This is a genomic window from Streptococcus mitis, assembly GCF_965111725.1.
GTDB lineage: Bacteria > Bacillota > Bacilli > Lactobacillales > Streptococcaceae > Streptococcus > Streptococcus mitis_DV.
In genome coordinates, this window is sequence record NZ_OZ217341.1 from 359,459 (window position 1) to 378,508 (window position 19,050).

Here is a 19,050-nt window from a genome sequence, read left to right on the forward strand (position 1 = left end):
GATGAATTTTGTATTATCTAGTTTATCAGAAGGTTTGCTATGGTCGATTATGGCGATTGGGGTCTACTTGACTTTCCGTATTTTGGATATTGCGGATATGACTGCTGAAGGAGCCTTTCCACTGGGGGCGGCTGTCGTCGTATCTCAGATACAGGCAGGGACAAATCCTTGGATTGCGACCTTACTTGCTTTGCTGGCAGGTATGGTAGCAGGTCTTGTATCAGGAATGCTCCATACCAAGATGAAAATTCCAGCTCTCTTGACAGGGATTGTGACCTTGACAGGGCTTTATTCCATCAATATTAAAATCATGGGAAGTGTGCCCAATCTTTCCTTGGGAGATTCTTCAACTGTCTTTAAACAGTTGGCTAGCTTGGGACTGACAAATGAAGAAGCTGTTTTCTCACTTAGTTTAGCCTGTCTCTTACTTGTTTGTTTGGTCTTGACTCTTTTGATGAAAACAGAGATTGGCTTGGTCTTGCGTTCGACTGGGGACAATATTCCGATGAGTGAGGCTAATGGGGTCAATGTAGACACCATGAAGATTGTTGGTTACATGATTTCAAACGGCTTGATTGCCCTATGTGGTTCCTTGTTTGCCCAAAATGATGGATTTTCAGATGTGACTTCTGGGACAGGAACTATCGTTGTTGGTTTGAGTGCAGTCATTATTGCGGAAGTCTTGATACACGACTTGACCATTGGAGGTCGCCTGTTATCCATCGGAATCGGTGCTATTGTATACCGTTTGATTATTTTAAATATCTATGAAATTCCAAATCTAGATCAAAACCTGGTTCGTCTCTTTAATGCAATCTTGTTAGCCTTGGTTTTATTTGCACCAGAATTGCAAAAGCGATTAAAGATTCGTGGTCTAAAATTGAGAAATGAATAGGAGGAGAAAGTTATGGCAAGTTTGTTAACACTTGAAAATATTCACAAAACATTTGAAGCAGGGACAGTCAATGAGAACCATGTCCTCAAAGGATTAGATTTAGAGGTTGAAGAGGGAGATTTTATCTCTGTGATTGGTGGAAATGGAGCAGGGAAATCCACTTTGATGAATATCTTGGCTGGCAATCTATCGGTGGATGAAGGGGACCTTCTACTGGCAGGCAAATCCATTAAAAATCTGAGTATCAGAAAGAGAGCCAAGGATATTGCCCGTGTTTTTCAAGATCCTAAGATGGGAACAGCTTCTCGTTTGACGATTGAGGAGAATATGGCTATTGCCTTGAGACGCGGTCAGAAGAGAGGGCTTGGTTGGGGCGTAAAGGAGAAGGAGAGAATCCAGTTCCAAGAAGCCTTGAAAGAGTTGAATATTGGTCTTGAAAACCGCTTGAAAGTGGATACTCAATATCTCTCAGGAGGACAAAGACAGGCCTTGACCCTAGTCATGGCAGCTCTGGTGAAACCCAAACTTTTGCTTTTGGATGAACACACTGCGGCACTTGACCCGAAAACTAGTCAAATGGTGATGGATTTGACGCAAAAGATTGTGGAACACCATCAGTTGACGACTTTGATGATTACCCACGATATGAATCATGCGATTGAGTACGGAAATCGTCTCATTATGCTCTATCAGGGTAAGATAGTGGTGGATGTCAAAGGAGAAGAGAAAAAGCATCTGACAGTTGAAGACCTTATGCATCTCTTCCAGAAAAATAGTGGCCAAAGTCTAGTCAGTGATGAATTGGTTTTAGGATAAAGAAAAAGGCTGAAATCTAGTGTTTCAGTCTTTTATTAGTACAAATGGATAGGTAGAAATATGAAATTGATACTCTTCTAAAATCTCTTCAAACCGTGTTAGCTCTATCTGCAACCTTAAAACAGTGCTTTGAGCAACCTGCGGCTAGTTTCCTAGTTTGCTCTTTGATTTTCATTGAGTATAAACTCAGTAAGGAACCCTCTTTCGCAGAAAAGCAGGGTTCTTTTTGCTGTCTATTCCCTCCCTGAAAGCGTAAAACAAACTAGTCAGGGTGGCTAGTTTGTGGTATAATGAAAGAGACTCAAAAAGAAACAGGAGAAAAATGATGGATTTACTTTTAGCAATTGTATTGATTGTGCTAGCTTTTCTAGGAGGAGCTCTTGGAGGAATGTACTTGGTTCGTAAGCAAATTGAAAAAGAATTCGCTGACAACCCACGTTTGAATGCTGAAGCAGTTCGTACTCTTTTGAGTGCAAATGGTCAAAAACCAAGCGAAGCTAAGGTACAACAAGTTTACCACCAAATCATCCGCCAACAAAAGGCAGCCCTTGCTAACAATAAAAAGAAAAAATAAATAAGGAAAAGTCTGGGATGAAAGTTCCAGACTTCTCACTATGTTGGCTATGGGTTTAGGGATGAGACTTTTTCCTTGCATTCTATTGATATTTGATTATGATTAAGAGAGATAGTTGTTGATTAGGCTGTCATTATTCAGTTCATAAGGGACGGTAATCATAATGAACTATCAATCAGAAAAAAGACTAGAAAGAAGACTGTATGGATAATCGACCAATTGGTTTTTTGGATTCGGGTGTCGGGGGCTTGACCGTTGTGCGCGAGCTCATGCGCCAACTTCCCCATGAAGAAATCGTCTATATTGGAGATTCGGCACGGGCGCCTTACGGGCCCCGTCCTGCTGAGCAAATTCGTGAATATACTTGGCAGTTGGTCAACTTTCTTTTGACCAAGGATGTCAAAATGATTGTCATTGCTTGTAATACTGCGACTGCGGTCGTCTGGGAAGAAATCAAGGCTCAACTAGATATTCCTGTTCTAGGTGTGATTTTGCCAGGAGCTTCGGCAGCTATCAAGTCCAGTCAAGGTGGGAAAATCGGAGTGATTGGAACTCCCATGACGGTACAATCAGACATCTACCGTCAGAAAATCCATGATTTGGATCCGGACTTACAGGTGGAGAGTTTGGCCTGTCCCAAGTTTGCCCCCTTGGTCGAGTCGGGTGCCCTGTCAACCAGTGTCACCAAGAAAGTGGTCTATGAAACCCTGCGTCCCTTGGTTGGAAAGGTGGATAGCCTGATTTTGGGTTGTACCCATTATCCACTCCTCAGACCTATTATTCAAAATGTCATGGGACCAAAGGTTCAGCTCATCGATAGTGGAGCAGAGTGCGTACGGGACATCTCGGTCTTACTTAATTATTTTGAAATCAATCGTGGTCGCGATGCTGGACCACTTAATCACCGTTTTTACACAACAGCCAGCAGCCAAAGTTTTGCACAAATTGGTGAAGAATGGCTGGAAAAAGAGATTCATGTGGAGCATGCAGAATTATGACAAATAAAATTTATGAATATAAGGATGAACAGGACTGGTATGTCGGGTCCTATGGTATTTTTGGTGGCGTCCGGATGTTGACGGATGATGACTTGGATTTTCCTCTATTGGAGTTTGCCCAAAGATTTCGAGATGAGGATCGAGGTTTTCCTGTTTCTGTTACTGTTTTACGCTATGGTTCTCTCTACCGTTTATTGTCTTTTGTGGTAGATATCCTCAACCAAGAAATGGGACGTAACTTGGAAGTCATCCAACGTCAGGGAGCCCTGCTCCTGGTTGAAAATGGGCAACTCCTGCATGTAGAATTGCCTAAAGAAGGGGTCAATGTTCATGATTTCTTTGAGACAAGCAAGGTCAGAGAAACCTTATTGATTGCGACTCGTAACGAAGGCAAGACCAAGGAATTCCGAGCTATCTTTGACAAGCTAGGCTACGATGTAGAAAATCTTAATGACTATCCTGACCTGCCTGAAGTAGCAGAAACAGGTATGACCTTCGAAGAAAATGCCCGCCTCAAAGCAGAAACTATTTCCCAATTAACGGGCAAGATGGTTTTGGCAGATGACTCAGGTCTCAAAGTCGATGTCCTTGGTGGCTTGCCAGGTGTCTGGTCAGCTCGTTTCGCAGGAGTGGGAGCTACTGACCGTGAAAACAATGCCAAACTCTTGCACGAATTGGCCATGGTCTTTGAACTCAAGGACCGCTCGGCTCAATTCCATACAACCCTAGTCGTAGCCAGTCCAAACAAGGAAAGTTTGGTTGTTGAAGCAGACTGGCAAGGCTACATTAACTTTGAACCTAAGGGTGAAAATGGATTTGGTTACGATCCTCTCTTTCTTGTAGGAGAGACAGGCAAGTCCTCAGCTGAATTAACCCTTGAAGAAAAAAATAGTCAATCTCACCGTGCCTTAGCCGTTAAGAAACTTTTGGAGGTATTTCCATCATGGCAAAGCAAACCATCATTGTAATGAGCGATTCTCATGGCGATAGCTTGATTGTGGAAGAAATCCGTGATCGCTATGTGGGCAAAGTTGATGCCGTTTTTCATAACGGCGATTCTGAACTGCGTCCTGATTCTCCCCTTTGGGAGGGCATCCGCGTTGTTAAAGGGAACATGGACTTTTATGCTGGCTACCCAGAACGTTTGGTGACTGAGCTTGGTTCGACCAAGATTATCCAAACTCATGGACATTTGTTTGACATCAATTTCAACTTTCAAAAGTTGGACTACTGGGCTCAGGAGGAAGAGGCCGATATCTGCCTCTATGGTCACTTGCATGTGCCAAATGCTTGGATGGAAGGAAAGACTCTTTTTCTAAATCCAGGTTCTATCAGTCAACCACGTGGGACCATCAGAGAATGTCTCTATGCTCGTGTGGAGATTGATGATAGTTATTTTAAAGTGGACTTTTTGACACGAGACCATGAGGTGTATCCGGGCTTGTCCAAGGAGTTTAGCCGATGATTGCCAAGGAGTTTGAGACTTTCTTGTTGGGGCAGGAGGAAACTTTTTTGACCCCTGCTGAAAATCTAGCCGTGTTGATTGATACCCACAATGCGGATCATGCGACCCTCTTGCTCAGTCAGATGACCTATACCCGTGTTCCTGTTGTGACAGATGAAAAACACTTTGTTGGAACTATTGGGCTCAGAGATATTATGGCTTATCAGATGGAGCATGATTTGAGTCAAGAAATCATGGCGGATACGGACATTGTTCATATGACCAAAACGGACGTAGCGATCGTCTCGCCTGATTTTACTATTACAGAGGTCTTGCACAAGCTGGTAGATGAGTCCTTCTTGCCGGTTGTGGATGCGTCTGGTATTTTCCAAGGAATTATCACGCGCAAGTCTATCCTCAAGGCAGTCAATGCCCTCTTGCATGACTTTAGTAAGGAATATGAGATTCGATGCAAATGAGAGACAGGATTTCAGCCTTTTTAGAAGAAAAGCAGGGCTTGTCTGTCAATTCCAAGCAGTCCTATAAGTATGATTTGGAGCAATTTTTAGACATTGTAGGCGAGCGGATTTCTGAGACCAGTCTCAAGATTTACCAAGCCCAGCTAGCCAATCTAAAAATCAGCGCTCAGAAGCGAAAGACTTCGGCCTGTAACCAATTTCTCTACTTTCTCTATCAAAAAGGAGAAGTGGATAGCTTTTATCGTTTGGAATTAGCTAAACAAGCTGAAAAGAAAACTGAAAAACCAGAGATCCTAGACCTAGACTCTTTTTGGCAGGAAAGCGACTTTCCAGAGGGCCGTTTACTGGCTCTTCTTATCTTGGAAATGGGGCTCTTGCCGAGTGAGATTTTGGCACTCAAGGTTGAGGATATCAATCTGGATTTTCAGGTGCTGCGAATCAAAAAAGCTTCCCAACAGAGGATTGTCACTATTCCCACGACCTTGCTTTCAGAATTGGAACCCTTGATGGGCCAGACCTATCTTTTTGAAAGGGCAGGGAAAGCCTATTCTCGTCAGTGGGCTTTCCGTCAGCTAGAGTCCTTTGTCAATGAGAAAGGTTTTCCGGCCTTATCAGCCCAAGCCTTGCGGGAACAGTTCATTCTAAGACAAATAGAAAACAAGGTCGATTTGTACGAAATTGCAAAAAAATTAGGATTAAAAACAGTCCTGACCTTAGAAAAATATAGATAATGGATATTAAATTAAAAGATTTTGAAGGGCCTCTGGACTTGCTCTTGCACCTGGTTTCTAAGTACCAGATGGATATCTACGATGTGCCTATCACAGAAGTCATCGAACAGTATCTAGCCTATGTCTCAACCCTTCAGGCTATGCGTCTGGAAGTGACGGGGGAGTACATGGTCATGGCCAGTCAGCTCATGCTGATCAAGAGTCGCAAACTACTTCCAAAGGTAGCAGAAGTGACAGACTTGGAGGATGACCTAGAGCAGGATCTTCTCTCTCAAATCGAAGAATACCGCAAATTCAAGCTCTTAGGGGAGCGCTTGGAAGCCAAGCACCAAGATCGGACCCAGTACTATTCCAAAGCACCGACAGAGTTGATTTACGAAGATGCGGAGCTTGTGCATGACAAGACGACCATTGACCTCTTTTTGGCTTTTTCAAATATCCTATCCAAGAAAAAAGAGGAGTTTGCACAAAATCACACGACTATCTTGCGGGATGAGTATAAGATTGAGGATATGATGGTTATCGTGAAAGAGTCCTTGACTGGACGAGATCAATTGCGCTTGCAGGATTTGTTTAAGGAAGCCCAGAATGTCCAAGAGGTCATCACCCTCTTTTTGGCAACCCTAGAGTTAATCAAAACCCAGGAGCTGATCCTCGTGCAAGAGGAGAGTTTCGGAGATATTTATCTCATGGAAAAGAAGGAAGAAAGTCAAGTGACCCAAAGCTAGACTTGATAGAGAGGAAAGATGAGTACTTTAGCAAAAATAGAAGCGCTCTTGTTTGTAGCGGGTGAAGATGGGATTAGAGTCCGCCAGTTAGCTGAACTCCTCTCTCTGCCACCGACAGGCATCCAACAGAGTTTAGAAAAATTAGCCCAGAAGTATGAAAAGGACTCAGATTCCAGTTTGACTCTGATTGAGACTGGTGGTGCTTATAGATTGGTGACCAAGCCTCAATTTGCAGAGATTTTGAAGGAATACTCTAAGGCACCTATCAACCAGAGTTTATCTCGGGCAGCCCTTGAGACCTTGTCCATCATTGCCTACAAGCAGCCCATCACACGGATAGAGATTGATGCCATCCGTGGGGTTAATTCGAGTGGAGCCTTGGCAAAGTTGCAGGCCTTTGACTTGATACGAGAAGACGGGAAAAAAGAAGTGTTGGGGCGTCCCAACCTCTATGTGACTACGGATTATTTCCTAGATTACATGGGAATTAACCATTTGGAAGAATTACCAGTGATTGATGAGCTTGAGATTCAAGCCCAAGAAAGCCAATTATTTGGTGAAAGGATAGAAGAAGATGAGAATCAATAAATATATTGCCCACGCAGGTGTGGCCAGTAGGAGAAAAGCAGAAGAGTTGATCAAGCAAGGCTTGGTGACGGTCAACGGCCAAGTAGTACGTGAACTCGCAACGACCATCAAGTCTGGTGACAAGGTCGAAGTAGAAGGTCAACCTATCTACAACGAAGAAAAGGTCTACTATCTGCTTAATAAACCACGCGGTGTCATTTCCAGTGTGACGGATGACAAGAGCCGCAAGACGGTTGTCGACCTCTTGCCCAATGTGAAGGAGCGCATCTACCCTGTAGGTCGTTTGGACTGGGATACATCAGGAGTCTTGATTTTGACCAATGATGGGGATTTTACGGATGAAATGATTCACCCTCGTAATGAGATTGATAAGGTTTATGTCGCGCGTGTTAAAGGTGTGGCCAATAAGGATAATCTCCGCCCCTTGACCCGTGGACTTGAGATTGATGGCAAGAAAACCAAACCGGCTGTCTATGAGATTCTCAAAGTGGATCCAGTTAAAAACCGCTCTGTGGTGCAGTTGACTATCCATGAAGGGCGTAACCACCAGGTTAAAAAGATGTTTGAAGCTGTCGGTCTCCAAGTGGATAAGTTGTCTCGGACACGTTTTGGACACTTAGATTTGACAGGACTCCGTCCAGGAGAATCCCGTCGTCTTAATAAAAAAGAAATCAGCCAACTACACACCATGGCTGTAACCAAGAAATAATGAAACGAATTTTAATCGCGCCTGTGCGCTTTTACCAACGTTTTATCTCACCAGCCTTTCCACCCTCTTGTCGCTTTGAGCCAAGTTGTTCAAATTATATGATTCAGGCTGTTGAAAAACATGGCTTCAAGGGTGTTTTGATGGGCTTGGTTCGGATTTTACGTTGTCACCCCTGGTCGAAAACAGGTAAGGATCCCGTCCCAGACCACTTTTCCCTTAAACGAAATCAAGAATGGGAATGAGGTTGGGCAAAAATATTTTAGTGAAATGATAAAAACGCATCCTATCAGGTTTGAGTGAGCTTGATAGGATGCGTTTTATCATGTAAAGATGTTAGTTGATACTCAATGAAAATCAAAGAGCAAACTAGGAAACTAGCCGCAGGCTGTACTTGAGTACGGCAAGGCGATGTTGACGTGGTTTGAATTTGATTTTCGAAGAGTATGAGTTTGAAGTTGCTTATTTCAAGCCTTTTTGTGCGTCTTCAATCATGAGTTTGGTTGATTCAAGTCCGCCTCCGCTTAGATACCAGAGGTCTGGTGTTAGTTGGATAATCTTACCATTTTTAGCGGCAGGTGTTTCAGCAATGAGGGCATTTTCTAGGACGCCATCGTTGCTAGAGTTGTCCCCACCGATAGCAAGGGTACGGTTGATGACAAAGAGGATGTCAGGATTGATTTCTTTGACACTTTCAAAGCTGACTTCTTGTCCGTGGCGTGAGTCTTCGAATTTAGTGTCAGTTGGCTTGAATTTCAAAGTTTGATACAAGAAAGAGAAACGAGATTGGGCACCAAAGGCAGCCATTTTTCCTTCGTTGAGGAGGATAGCAAGAGCTTTTTTGTCAGAACTTTCGTTTTTAGTTGCGACTTCTTGGATGCTCTTGTCTAGCTTGGCCAATTCTTCCTTGGCTTTCTGTGTACCAGTTTCACCAAAGGCGCTTGCTAAGGACTCAATGTTGGCCTTGGTAGAAGTCCAGTAGTCGTCCTTGCCTGCTTGGAAGAGAACAGTCGGAGCGATTTCGTTGAACTTATCTACGAATTTTTGGGTACGTGGTGAAGCGATAATTAGGTCTGGTTCAAGAGCAGCAAGGGCTTCTAGGTCTGGCTCAACCATAGAACCAACATTTTTAACTTTTCCAGCTAGGTCTTTAAGATAAGTCGGAACAGTTTTTGTAGGCATTCCGACGATATTCTTTTCAAAACCTAAAGCGCGAATAGTATCCGCAGCACCGAGGTCAAAGGTCACAATTTTTTCAGGGACTTTTGAAAGTGTGACTACACCTAGTGAACTTTTAATGGTTACCTCTGTTGGAGCAGAGCTACTTGACTCCGTCTTACTAGTGCTTGAGTTTGTACTACATGCACCAAGTAGGAGCAAGAAGCTGGCCGCTAGGGCAGTGAGATAAAATTTAAGGGATGTTTTCATGATTTCTCCTTTTTAAAATATGATAACGATGTAGGGAGTCTCTTAGATAGGCTTGTTAGCTAAGAGACAGAGGGTTCTCTAACTCGAGTTTCTTAGTTACTAGCTATAGATACAGATCTTTTTGCCATTGATATCCGCCAGTGTGATGGGAATCTCATAAAGTTGACTGAGTAGATCAGCCTGCATGATTTGATCGGTTCTTCCCTTGCTAAAGACTTGACCGTCCTTGAAGGAGATAATTTCATCCGCGTACTGGCTGGCCATGTTAATATCGTGGAGAACGATGATAATGGTCTTGCCGAGTTCCTCCACCAGTCGCCGAAGAATCTGCATCATGCTGACGCTTTGCTTGATATCAAGATTGTTGAGCGGTTCGTCTAGTAAGATAAAGTCCGTATCCTGAGCCAGTACCATAGCGATAAAGACCCGCTGGAGTTGTCCCCCAGACAGGCTATCGATGTAGCGGTCTTTTAAGTTGGTCAGTTCCAGATAGTCCAGAGTTTCTCGGATTTTTTCCCAATCTTCTGGTTTCAGTCGACCTCGACTGTAAGGAAAACGTCCAAAACTGACCAGTTCTTCAACCGTCAATTTGGCCTGGTAATTGATTTTCTGTTTTAGGATAGTTAGTTCTTGGGCCAGTTCTTGTGAATTCCAGCTCTCGATTTCACGTCCTTTGATACTAAGAATTCCCTGATTTTTCTTGGTCAGTCTGCTCATGATGGAGAGGAGAGTCGATTTTCCAGCACCATTTGGACCAATGAAGGCTGTCAGTTTCTGAGGACTGACTTCAAGAGAAATACCTTTCAAAATATCCTGTTTTTGAATGGATTTGTCAATGTTTTCCAGTTTCACTGACGCGCCCTCCTGTATAGTAAGATAAAGAATAGGATACCTCCTACACTTTCGATGATCATGCTGATGCGAATTTCTAGTGCAAAGACTCGTTCAATCAAGGCTTGCCCCAAGGTTAAGCTAATAAATCCAACCAGAATGGCTACGATAAAGAGTAACTTGTGCCGATAGTCTTTGACAATCAGGTAGGTGAGGTTAGCCAGCATAAAGCCGAAGAAGGCCATAGGCCCTACCAAGGCAGTGGCCGTTGAGGTCAAAAGCACGATGCCCCAGAGGAGTTCTTTCTGTTCTTTTTCAACATCGAGTCCCAATATCTGAGCCGTTTCTCTTTGTAGGTGCAAGACATCCAGAATGACTGCTTTTCGAAAGAAAAAGATGGTCAAAGCAAGGATGATTAGAGAGCCGATGGCTAGGATGGAAGTGTTGAGATGTTGAAAGGAGGCAAAAAGACTGTTTTGCAGTTTATCGTATTCGTTTGGATCCATCAAGACCTGAAGGAAGGTACTGATATTTCGAAAGAGACTTCCGAGGGCTAGACAAATCAGCAGGATAAAGACCAGATCTTGTTTCATCAGCGTCTTCAAGTAGCCTTGTAAGGAGAGAAAGAAGAGGGATTGGACAAGAAGTAAGACTAGGAATTCTAAGATAGGGGACTTGCCAAGTTGAAGAAACTTGCTTTCAAAAACCAGTAATAGGGTTTGTAGTAGGACGTAGAAGGATTCGATTCCTAAAATACTAGGAGTCAGGAAACGATTTTCCGTCAGGGTTTGAAAACTAATGGTCGAAATCCCAGTCGCGATAGCTACCAAGAGATAAACGACAATTTTTTGGGAACGCAACTTCCAAGCAAAGGCTGACAAGTGAGTGATGGGCCAAAAGTAGAGGAGACAAGCTCCGATGGCAAGAATAATGAGAAGACCGAAGAGTTTGGTATGTTTGCTTTTAAACTGCATCTTTTCGTCCCCCTTTCCAGAGAAGTAGGATAAAGACGAGGCTGCCGATGATTCCTAGCAAGAGACTGACAGACAGCTCATAGGGCCGAATCAAGACTCGAGAGAGGATATCGCAGGCCAGAACTAGATTAGCACCGACCAGAGCGACGATGAGTTTGGTCTGACTCAAATTATCTCCATAGCGCTTGCGGACAAGATTGGGAACGATGACTCCGAGAAATGGCAAGCCACCCACGGTAATCATGGTGACACTAGTCGTTAGCGCAACCAGAAAGAGGGACAGTTTTTCAAGCAGGGAGTAAGAAATCCCCAAACTTTCGCTAGTTTCTTTTCCTAGATTCATGATGGTAAAGGTTTGGGATAATTTCCAAACGGCTATCAGGATAATGAGCCCTAAGAAAAGCCATTCATACTGATGAGTCTGAATCATGGAGAAGGAGCCCTGGGTCCAAGCTGTCATACTCTGAACCAGATTGAAACGATAGGCGATAACTTCTGTCACAGAACCGATAATCCCACTATAGATGATTCCAATCAGAGGCAACATCCACCTTTCCTTTACAGAGAAAATAGTCATAAAGGCTAGGAAGAAGAGGGTAAATACGATGGATGAAACAAAAGCAAAGAGCATCTTTTGAGTAAGACTAGCTGACGGAAAGACAAAGAGGCTCAGCACCATTCCCAGTTTGGCAGCTTCAGTGGTTCCAACTGTACTCGGAGCAGCAAACTGATTTTGAGTAATAGTCTGCATGAGCAGTCCTGCCATGCTCATACTAGAGGCAGTCAGGAGAATGCTGATGGTTCTTGGGAGACGGGACTCTTGAAAGAGAAGCCAAGTTTCATGATCCAGTGCAAAGAGTTTTCCCCATGAAAAATCACTGGTCCCAATGCTAATAGAGAGAAAGACTAGGAGTAGAAGTAAGCCAATTAAATAATGAGAAAGTTTCATACCCCATCCTTTCATGTAGATTTGGTACCGAAAGATACCTGCGGATATTACTGTAACACGATTTTTCTAATCTGTCAATAAATTTTCTGATAATTTAATGAATGAAACAAGGAGAGAGTAACAAGACTTTCTCCTTTGTTATCCTATTATAAAATATTTTTCCCCTCTTTAACACGCCAATGATAATCCGATAAAATAATATCTTCGAGGGAGTAGCTAGCTTGCCAATCAAGATATTTTTTAGCTTTTGATGCGTCTGCTAGGACGCTAGCTGGGTCACCAGCACGACGCGCAACAATTTCGTGTGGGATTTCTTGATTCAGTAGTTCTTCAGCAGTTTTAAAGATTTCTTTGACGGTATAGCCTTTTTCAGTTCCTAAGTTAAAGATTTGAGAAGAACTGTTTTCTTGAAATAGGTAGTTCATTCCTTTAACATGAGCCTGTGCAAGGTCCAAGACATGAATGTAATCTCGAATACATGAACCATCACGTGTATCGTAGTCATCTCCAAATATTTTCAGGCTATCATTTTGTCCCAATGCGGTCTTGTTGATATTTGGAATGATATGAGTTGGATTTTTCACACGTAGACCGTTTGAAGCATCCATTTCAGCCCCAGCAACATTAAAGTAACGGAAAATGACATATTTCCAATCATAGCGATTGGCCATCCAGTAAATCATTCGTTCACCCATCAGTTTTGTTTCTGCATAAGGATTGACGGGGTCGAGCAGGGTATCTTCAGTTGCAGGCTTGTCAATACAGTTATTACCATAGAGGGAAGCAGTCGAAGAGAACATGATTTTTTGAATGCCAACTTCAGATAAGACTTTGAGAACTTGGTTCATACCAGCAACATTGGCAGTGAAGTATTTGCTTGGATTTTCAATACTTTCGCTCACGACAATCTCACCCGCACAATGGAGGACAGCATCAATCTGATTTTCTTCTAAGTAAGCCTTTAAGGCGCTAGCATCATAAACATCCAGTTGTTTAAAGCTAGCACGACTATCTACAGCTGAACGATTTCCTGTAGAGAGATTATCTAGAACATGTACCTGATAGCCAGCATTTAAAAGAGCTTTAACGGTATGGGAGCCAATATAGCCAGCTCCACCTGTAACAAGAATTGTTTTGGTCATGATTTTTTCCTTTTCCTAGTTTTGTACTATTTTAAAGAAATAAGAAGGCAAAGTCAACTATTTTCTGCAAATTTCATGAAAATTCAAAACAATTTTGGTGTAGGATTGTTTTTTTGTTTGGAAATAAAGATTCGAGTTAATTTTGGGATGTTTACTAGATTTTGCACCGTATGCAAGAGAATACTATCCCTTTCTAAGATAGAGTAGGACTAAGATACTAACTTAGAAATCCACCTTCCCGCTATCCTTCTCCTATAAAAAGTGGTAAAATGGATGAAAGAAAGAAGGAACTGAAATGACAACATTATTTTCAAAAATCAAAGAAGTAACAGAACTTGCTGCAATCTCGGGTCACGAAGCGCCTGTCCGTGCTTATCTTCGTGAAAAATTAACACCGCATGTGGATGAAGTGGTAACAGATGGCTTGGGTGGTATTTTTGGTATCAAACATTCAGAAGCTACGGATGCACCGCGCGTCTTGGTCGCTTCTCATATGGATGAAGTTGGTTTTATGGTCAGCGAAATCAAGCCAGATGGTACCTTCCGTGTCGTAGAAATCGGTGGCTGGAACCCCATGGTAGTCAGCAGCCAACGTTTCAAACTCCTGACTCGTGACGGTCGTGAAATCCCTGTGATTTCGGGTTCTGTCCCTCCACATTTGACTCGCGGAAAGGGTGGACCAACTATGCCAGCTATTGCAGATATCGTCTTTGATGGCGGTTTTGCGGATAAGGCTGAGGCAGAAAGTTTTGGCATCCGTCCTGGCGATACCATTGTACCAGATAGTTCTGCAATCTTGACAGCCAATGAAAAAAATATCATCTCAAAAGCTTGGGACAACCGCTACGGTGTGCTCATGGTTAGTGAGTTAGCAGAAGCCCTGTCAGGTCAAAAACTTGGCAATGAACTCTATCTGGGCTCTAACGTCCAAGAAGAAGTTGGTCTCCGCGGTGCTCATACATCTACAACCAAGTTTGACCCAGAAGTCTTCCTCGCAGTTGACTGTTCACCAGCAGGTGATGTCTACGGTGGTCAAGGCAAGATTGGAGATGGAACCTTGATTCGTTTCTACGATCCAGGTCACTTGCTTCTCCCAGGAATGAAAGATTTCCTTTTGACAACGGCTGAAGAAGCAGGTATCAAGTACCAGTATTACTGTGGTAAAGGCGGAACAGACGCTGGCGCAGCTCATCTGAAAAATGGTGGTGTCCCATCTACAACAATCGGAGTCTGCGCTCGTTATATCCATTCTCACCAAACCCTCTACGCTATGGATGACTTCCTAGAAGCTCAAGCTTTCTTGCAAGCTTTGGTGAAAAAATTGGATCGTTCAACGGTTGACTTGATTAAAAATTATTAAACATAAGGGAGGTGGTAGGGATGGTAGAACCAAACCTAGAAAGCCTTGTAAAAGATCTTTACAATCATGCTCGCCATGATTTGAGTGAAGATTTAGTTGCTGCTCTCCTAGAGACTGCTAAAAAACTGCCTACTACAAATGAGCAATTGCTGGCAGTTCGTCTCTCAGGCCTGGTCAATCGTGAATTGCTCAAGAATCCCAAACATCCGGCACCTGAGTTGCTCAATTTGGCTCGTTTTATCAAGAGAGAAGAAGCCAAGTACAGAGGAACCGCAGCTTCTGCGCTTATGTATGGGGAGATTTTTAAAATGCTTTGATTCCATTGTGGACCAAAGTATTTTTTTGTAAGACCTATCTCGTGAGCGCTCAAATAGTAGTAACAAGGAATCATGAGAAGTTAGCCGAGACTATAGTAGTGAAGAAACTTCTGTAATGGAAGTGGAGCGAAGTGAGGAATCGTCAAACAGTAGGGGATAGGCTGTTTGAAGGGTGCTATGAGAAAGATAGGGTAAGGTGAAATTAAATACGAACAAATTGATTGGGAAATTCAAATTGCTTTCTATCAATGTTTTAGAAGATACAGTGCCCTAGTCCAACTTCAATATACTATAAAAGAACAGATGGAAGCAATTATGATTGACTTCTATCTTTAAAATAAATGGTCTGATAGGAAAAACATGTCCCATCATAAAATATAGGATAGTACGGATGGAAGGCTTTTGTAGACTGGAGGACGAAGGAGTTTAGAAACTCTCGTTAAAAGTTAGTTGAACCGGAGTATGGTGATGTAAATCATTATCAAAAATTATTTCTACATCGAAATAGTTGACAGTTGAAAGGACAAGTGTTACAATTATTTTATTCGTTTCGATATCGAAATAAATTGGAGGTGTTATGAAAGATAGTCATTTGCTAGCCCATCATATTCGTTTGTTGAACGGGCGGATTTTTCAAAAGCTACTGACCCAAGATCCTGAGGCTCTTTATAGGGGTGAACAGGGCAAGATTTTAGCGGTTTTATGGAATAGTAAAACTGGCTGCGCAACTGCGACAGATATTGCTCTGGCAACTGGGCTTGCGAATAATACGCTGACTACTATGATCAAAAAGCTAGAGGAACAAAAGCTTGTAATTGTTAGTCCGTGTGGAAAAGACAAGCGTAAGAAGTATTTAGTTTTAACGGAGTTAGGCAAGTCCCAGAAAGAAGTGGGACATCGTGTCAGTCAGAAATTGGATACGATTTTTTACAAAGGATTTTCAGAGGAAGAAATTCGGCAATTTGAAGCCTTTCAAGAAAGAATTTTGGCGAATCTGAAAGAGAAGGCAAAGGAGGATTAGAATATGTCACAACAAGTGAAAAATGCTCACAACCTATACATCCATGCCATTCAAGACGGACGAGTTGCTGAGGCTCAAGCCCAGTCTGTAGGGGATACCTATATCCAACATTCGACAGGTGTTCCTGACGGGAAAGACGGATTTGCAGCCTTCTTTGCAGATTTCTTTGAGCGTCATCCAGAGCGTCAGATTAAGATTGTCCGCACCATTGAGGATGGCAATCTGGTCTTTGTTCATGTTCATCAATATCTGAATGGTGGAGAAGCTCAATGGGTGACGACGGATACTTTCCGTGCGGATGAGAATGGTCGTATTGTTGAGCATTGGGATGTCATTGACTACTATCGAACACCTGAAAATGACCAACTAGATCAAATTTTTGGAGATTTTGAAATCAAGGATTTGGATAAGAAAGCAGAAAATAAAAAGCTGGTTCGCCGTTTCTTGACAGAAAATTTCCAAAATGGGGAGCTAGAGCAGTGGAGTGATTATGTGGCAGACGATTTGATTCAGCATAATCATGAGATTGGACAAGGAAGTGCTGCTTATAAAAACTATGTGGCTGAATATAGTGTCACTTTTGACTTTGTTTTCCAACTCTTAGGACAAGGAAATTATGTGGTTAGCTATGGTCAGACTCAGATTGATGGAGTTGCTTATGCCCAGTACGATATCTTCCGTTTAGAGAACGGGAAAATTGTGGAGCATTGGGACAATAAGGAAGTCATGCCTAAGGTAGAAGACTTGACCAATCGAGGGAAGTTTTAAATGAGGATACAGAATGATTGAATACAAAAATGTAGCTTTACGCTACACAGAAAAAGATGTTTTGAGAGATGTCAATTTACGGATTGAGAATGGGGAATTTATGGTTTTAGTTGGACCTTCTGGATCCGGTAAGACGACCATGATTAAGATGATTAACCATCTCTTGGAACCGACTGATGGAAATATTTATATGGATGGCAAGCGCATCAAAGACTATGACGAGCGGGAGCTTCGTCTGTCTACTGGTTATGTTTTACAGGCCATTGCTCTCTTTCCCAATCTAACGGTTGCAGAAAATATTGCCCTGATTCCTGAAATGAAGGGCTGGACTAAGGAAGAAATTGCTCAGAAAACTGAAGAGCTTTTGGCTAAGGTTGGTTTACCAGTAGCCGAGTATGGGCATCGTTTGCCTAGTGAATTATCTGGTGGAGAACAGCAACGGGTCGGAATTGTTCGTGCTATGATTGGTCAGCCTAAGATTCTCCTCATGGATGAACCTTTTTCGGCTCTTGATGCTATTTCGAGAAAACAGTTACAGGTTCTGACGAAAGAATTGCATAAAGAGTTTGGGATGACAACTATTTTTGTAACCCATGATACGGATGAAGCTCTGAAATTGGCGGACCGTATTGCTGTCTTGCAGGATGGAGAGATTCGTCAGGTGGCGAATCCCGAGACCATTTTAAAAGCTCCTGCAACAGACTTTGTAGCAGACTTGTTTGGAGGTAGTGCTCATGACTAATTTAATTGCAACTTTTCAGGATCGTTTTAGTGATTGGTTGACAGCTCTATCTCAACATTTGCAGTTATCACTTTTGACCTTGTTGCTGGCCATCTTTATAGCGATTCCTTTGGCTGTTTCTCTTCGCTATCATGAGAAGTTAGCGGATTGGGTCTTACAGATTGCAGGGATTTTCCAGACCATCCCGTCTCTGGCCTTGTTAGGACTCTTTATCCCCTTGATGGGAATTGGAACCTTGCCTGCTTTGACAGCATTAGTGATCTATGCGATTTTTCCGATTTTGCAAAATACTATCACTGGGCTGAAGGGAATTGATCCGAGTCTGCAAGAGGCTGGGATTGCCTTTGGGATGACTAGGTGGGAGCGACTCAAGAAGTTTGAAATTCCACTTGCTATGCCTGTTATGATGTCTGGGATTCGGACGGCAGCGGTCTTGATTATCGGTACAGCAACCTTGGCTGCCTTGATTGGTGCAGGGGGACTGGGTTCCTTTATCCTTTTGGGAATTGACCGTAATAATGCCAGTCTAATTTTGATTGGGGCACTTTCTTCAGGAGTGCTGGCTATTGCCTTTAACTTCCTACTAAAAGTGATGGAAAAAGCAAAATTGCGGACGATTTTTTCTGGTTTTGCCTTGGTAACCATATTGCTCGGTCTATCTTATAGTCCAGCCCTTTTGGCTCAAAAAGAGAAAGAAAACTTGGTTATTGCTGGGAAATTGGGTCCAGAACCAGAAATTTTGGCCAATATGTATAAGTTGCTGATTGAAGAAAATACCAGCATGACTGCTACTGTTAAACCGAATTTTGGGAAAACAAGCTTTCTCTATGAAGCACTGAAAAAAGGCGATATTGATATCTATCCTGAATTTACTGGTACGGTGACTGAAAGTTTGCTTCAACCATCACCCAAGGTGAGTCATGAGCCAGAGCAGGTTTATAATGTGGCGCGTGATGGCATTGCCAAACAGGATCATCTAGCCTATCTCAAACCCATGTCTTATCAAAATACCTACGCTGTAGCTGTTCCGAAAAAGATTGCTCAAGAATATGGCTTGAAGACCATTTCGGACTTGAAAAAAGTAGAAGGACAGTTGAAGGCAGGCTTTACTCTCGAGTTTAATGACCGTGAGGATGGAAATAAGGGCTTGCAGTCAATGTATGGTCTCAATCTCAATGTGGCGACCATGGAACCAGCTCTTCGCTATCAGGCAATTCAGTCAGGCGATATTCAAATCACGGACGCTTATTCGACTGATGCGGAATTGGCACGTTATGATTTACAGGTATTGGAAGATGACAAACAACTCTTCCCACCTTATCAAGGGGCTCCACTGATGAAAGAAGCTCTTCTCAAGAAACATCCAGAGTTGGAAACAGTTCTCAATAAATTGGCTGGTAAAATTACTGAAAGCCAGATGAGCCAGCTCAACTACCAAGTCGGTGTTGAAGGCAAGTCAGCAGAACAAGTAGCCAAGGAGTTTCTCCAAGAACAAGGTTTGTTGAAGAAATGATGTGGCAGAGACTTTAAGCAAACTGAACTCAACTTGGTTAAACGAC

The 19,050-nt window shown here is 42.8% G+C and carries 23 protein-coding genes; 18 read left to right on the forward strand and 5 right to left on the reverse strand.

The features are described 5' to 3' along the window. Nucleotide 1: 1 nt before the first annotated feature. The 12 genes from ACLV7Q_RS01895 (at nucleotide 2) to yidD (ending at nucleotide 8,204) form a co-directional block, all read left to right on the forward strand. On the forward strand, nucleotides 2-895 hold the full coding sequence (locus ACLV7Q_RS01895) for an ABC transporter permease (protein WP_020903094.1): 894 nt from the start codon (nucleotides 2-4) through the stop codon (nucleotides 893-895). Between the two features lie 12 nt (nucleotides 896-907). Further along, nucleotides 908-1,711: an ABC transporter ATP-binding protein gene (locus ACLV7Q_RS01900; RefSeq protein ID WP_218757341.1), complete on the forward strand. Its 804-nt coding sequence runs from the start codon at nucleotides 908-910 to the stop codon at nucleotides 1,709-1,711. A gap of 325 nt (nucleotides 1,712-2,036) precedes the next feature. Next, nucleotides 2,037-2,285 (forward strand): YneF family protein, encoded by a 249-nt coding sequence (locus ACLV7Q_RS01905; protein WP_000364990.1) that lies wholly within the window; start codon nucleotides 2,037-2,039, stop codon nucleotides 2,283-2,285. A gap of 203 nt (nucleotides 2,286-2,488) precedes the next feature. Then, nucleotides 2,489-3,283 carry a glutamate racemase gene (racE, locus tag ACLV7Q_RS01910; protein ID WP_218757342.1) on the forward strand — a complete coding sequence of 265 codons (795 nt, stop codon included), beginning with the start codon at nucleotides 2,489-2,491 and terminating at the stop codon, nucleotides 3,281-3,283. Continuing rightward, nucleotides 3,280-4,251 (forward strand): nucleoside-triphosphate diphosphatase, encoded by a 972-nt coding sequence (locus tag ACLV7Q_RS01915; protein ID WP_218757343.1) that lies wholly within the window; start codon nucleotides 3,280-3,282, stop codon nucleotides 4,249-4,251. Before racE ends, ACLV7Q_RS01915 begins: the two co-directional genes overlap by 4 nt. Further along, nucleotides 4,227-4,748, forward strand: a complete 522-nt coding sequence (locus ACLV7Q_RS01920; RefSeq protein ID WP_020902175.1) for a metallophosphoesterase — start codon at nucleotides 4,227-4,229, stop codon at nucleotides 4,746-4,748. The genes ACLV7Q_RS01915 and ACLV7Q_RS01920 overlap by 25 nt, the downstream gene beginning before the upstream one ends. Beyond that, the gene (cbpB, locus tag ACLV7Q_RS01925; protein WP_119947246.1) at nucleotides 4,745-5,206 is read left to right on the forward strand and encodes a cyclic-di-AMP-binding protein CbpB; all 462 of its coding nucleotides are present in this window, start codon (nucleotides 4,745-4,747) and stop codon (nucleotides 5,204-5,206) included. Before ACLV7Q_RS01920 ends, cbpB begins: the two co-directional genes overlap by 4 nt. Beyond that, nucleotides 5,203-5,937, forward strand: coding sequence for a site-specific tyrosine recombinase XerD (xerD, locus tag ACLV7Q_RS01930; RefSeq protein ID WP_411865979.1), 735 nt, complete (start codon nucleotides 5,203-5,205; stop codon nucleotides 5,935-5,937). Before cbpB ends, xerD begins: the two co-directional genes overlap by 4 nt. Further along, nucleotides 5,937-6,665: a segregation/condensation protein A gene (locus tag ACLV7Q_RS01935; RefSeq protein WP_218757345.1), complete on the forward strand. Its 729-nt coding sequence runs from the start codon at nucleotides 5,937-5,939 to the stop codon at nucleotides 6,663-6,665. The genes xerD and ACLV7Q_RS01935 overlap by 1 nt, the downstream gene beginning before the upstream one ends. A gap of 18 nt (nucleotides 6,666-6,683) precedes the next feature. After that, nucleotides 6,684-7,253 (forward strand): SMC-Scp complex subunit ScpB, encoded by a 570-nt coding sequence (scpB, locus tag ACLV7Q_RS01940; RefSeq protein WP_218757346.1) that lies wholly within the window; start codon nucleotides 6,684-6,686, stop codon nucleotides 7,251-7,253. After that, complete coding sequence (locus tag ACLV7Q_RS01945; protein ID WP_218757347.1) at nucleotides 7,240-7,962, forward strand: pseudouridine synthase; 723 nt, start codon at nucleotides 7,240-7,242, stop codon at nucleotides 7,960-7,962. Before scpB ends, ACLV7Q_RS01945 begins: the two co-directional genes overlap by 14 nt. Continuing rightward, nucleotides 7,962-8,204 carry a membrane protein insertion efficiency factor YidD gene (yidD, locus tag ACLV7Q_RS01950; protein WP_218757348.1) on the forward strand — a complete coding sequence of 81 codons (243 nt, stop codon included), beginning with the start codon at nucleotides 7,962-7,964 and terminating at the stop codon, nucleotides 8,202-8,204. The genes ACLV7Q_RS01945 and yidD overlap by 1 nt, the downstream gene beginning before the upstream one ends. A 217-nt stretch (nucleotides 8,205-8,421) precedes the next feature. On the opposite strand, the gene ACLV7Q_RS01955 is transcribed toward yidD, so the two are convergent. The 5 genes from ACLV7Q_RS01955 to galE form a co-directional block, all read right to left on the reverse strand. After that, complete coding sequence (locus ACLV7Q_RS01955) at nucleotides 8,422-9,387, reverse strand: siderophore ABC transporter substrate-binding protein (protein WP_218757349.1); 966 nt, start codon at nucleotides 9,385-9,387, stop codon at nucleotides 8,422-8,424. A 99-nt stretch (nucleotides 9,388-9,486) separates the two neighbouring features. Then, nucleotides 9,487-10,239, reverse strand: a complete 753-nt coding sequence (locus ACLV7Q_RS01960) for an ABC transporter ATP-binding protein (protein WP_218757350.1) — start codon at nucleotides 10,237-10,239, stop codon at nucleotides 9,487-9,489. Further along, entirely contained in the window at nucleotides 10,236-11,192 is a 957-nt protein-coding gene (locus ACLV7Q_RS01965) for an iron chelate uptake ABC transporter family permease subunit (RefSeq protein ID WP_218757351.1), read from the reverse strand. Before ACLV7Q_RS01965 ends, ACLV7Q_RS01960 begins: the two co-directional genes overlap by 4 nt. Further along, on the reverse strand, nucleotides 11,182-12,141 hold the full coding sequence (locus ACLV7Q_RS01970) for an ABC transporter permease (RefSeq protein ID WP_218757439.1): 960 nt from the start codon (nucleotides 12,139-12,141) through the stop codon (nucleotides 11,182-11,184). Before ACLV7Q_RS01970 ends, ACLV7Q_RS01965 begins: the two co-directional genes overlap by 11 nt. A gap of 146 nt (nucleotides 12,142-12,287) precedes the next feature. Next, nucleotides 12,288-13,283: a UDP-glucose 4-epimerase GalE gene (galE, locus tag ACLV7Q_RS01975; RefSeq protein ID WP_218757352.1), complete on the reverse strand. Its 996-nt coding sequence runs from the start codon at nucleotides 13,281-13,283 to the stop codon at nucleotides 12,288-12,290. 295 nt (nucleotides 13,284-13,578) lie between these two features. Here galE and pepA point away from each other — a divergent pair, with 295 nt between their 5' ends. The 6 genes from pepA to ACLV7Q_RS02005 all read left to right on the forward strand — a co-directional run bounded on the left by pepA (nucleotide 13,579) and on the right by ACLV7Q_RS02005 (nucleotide 19,004). Beyond that, nucleotides 13,579-14,643, forward strand: a complete 1,065-nt coding sequence (gene pepA, locus ACLV7Q_RS01980; RefSeq protein WP_218757353.1) for a glutamyl aminopeptidase — start codon at nucleotides 13,579-13,581, stop codon at nucleotides 14,641-14,643. Nucleotides 14,644-14,663: 20 nt separating this feature from the next. Then, on the forward strand, nucleotides 14,664-14,960 hold the full coding sequence (locus ACLV7Q_RS01985) for a bacteriocin immunity protein (protein ID WP_218757354.1): 297 nt from the start codon (nucleotides 14,664-14,666) through the stop codon (nucleotides 14,958-14,960). Nucleotides 14,961-15,537: 577 nt separating this feature from the next. Next, on the forward strand, nucleotides 15,538-15,981 hold the full coding sequence (locus tag ACLV7Q_RS01990; protein ID WP_218757355.1) for a MarR family winged helix-turn-helix transcriptional regulator: 444 nt from the start codon (nucleotides 15,538-15,540) through the stop codon (nucleotides 15,979-15,981). A 3-nt stretch (nucleotides 15,982-15,984) separates the two neighbouring features. Beyond that, a complete protein-coding gene (locus ACLV7Q_RS01995) occupies nucleotides 15,985-16,749 on the forward strand; it encodes a nuclear transport factor 2 family protein (protein WP_218757356.1) in 765 nt (254 codons plus the stop codon). 13 nt (nucleotides 16,750-16,762) lie between these two features. Further along, complete coding sequence (locus ACLV7Q_RS02000) at nucleotides 16,763-17,491, forward strand: ATP-binding cassette domain-containing protein (RefSeq protein WP_218757357.1); 729 nt, start codon at nucleotides 16,763-16,765, stop codon at nucleotides 17,489-17,491. Then, entirely contained in the window at nucleotides 17,484-19,004 is a 1,521-nt protein-coding gene (locus ACLV7Q_RS02005) for an ABC transporter permease/substrate-binding protein (RefSeq protein ID WP_218757358.1), read from the forward strand. The genes ACLV7Q_RS02000 and ACLV7Q_RS02005 overlap by 8 nt, the downstream gene beginning before the upstream one ends. Nucleotides 19,005-19,050: the final 46 nt, after the last annotated feature.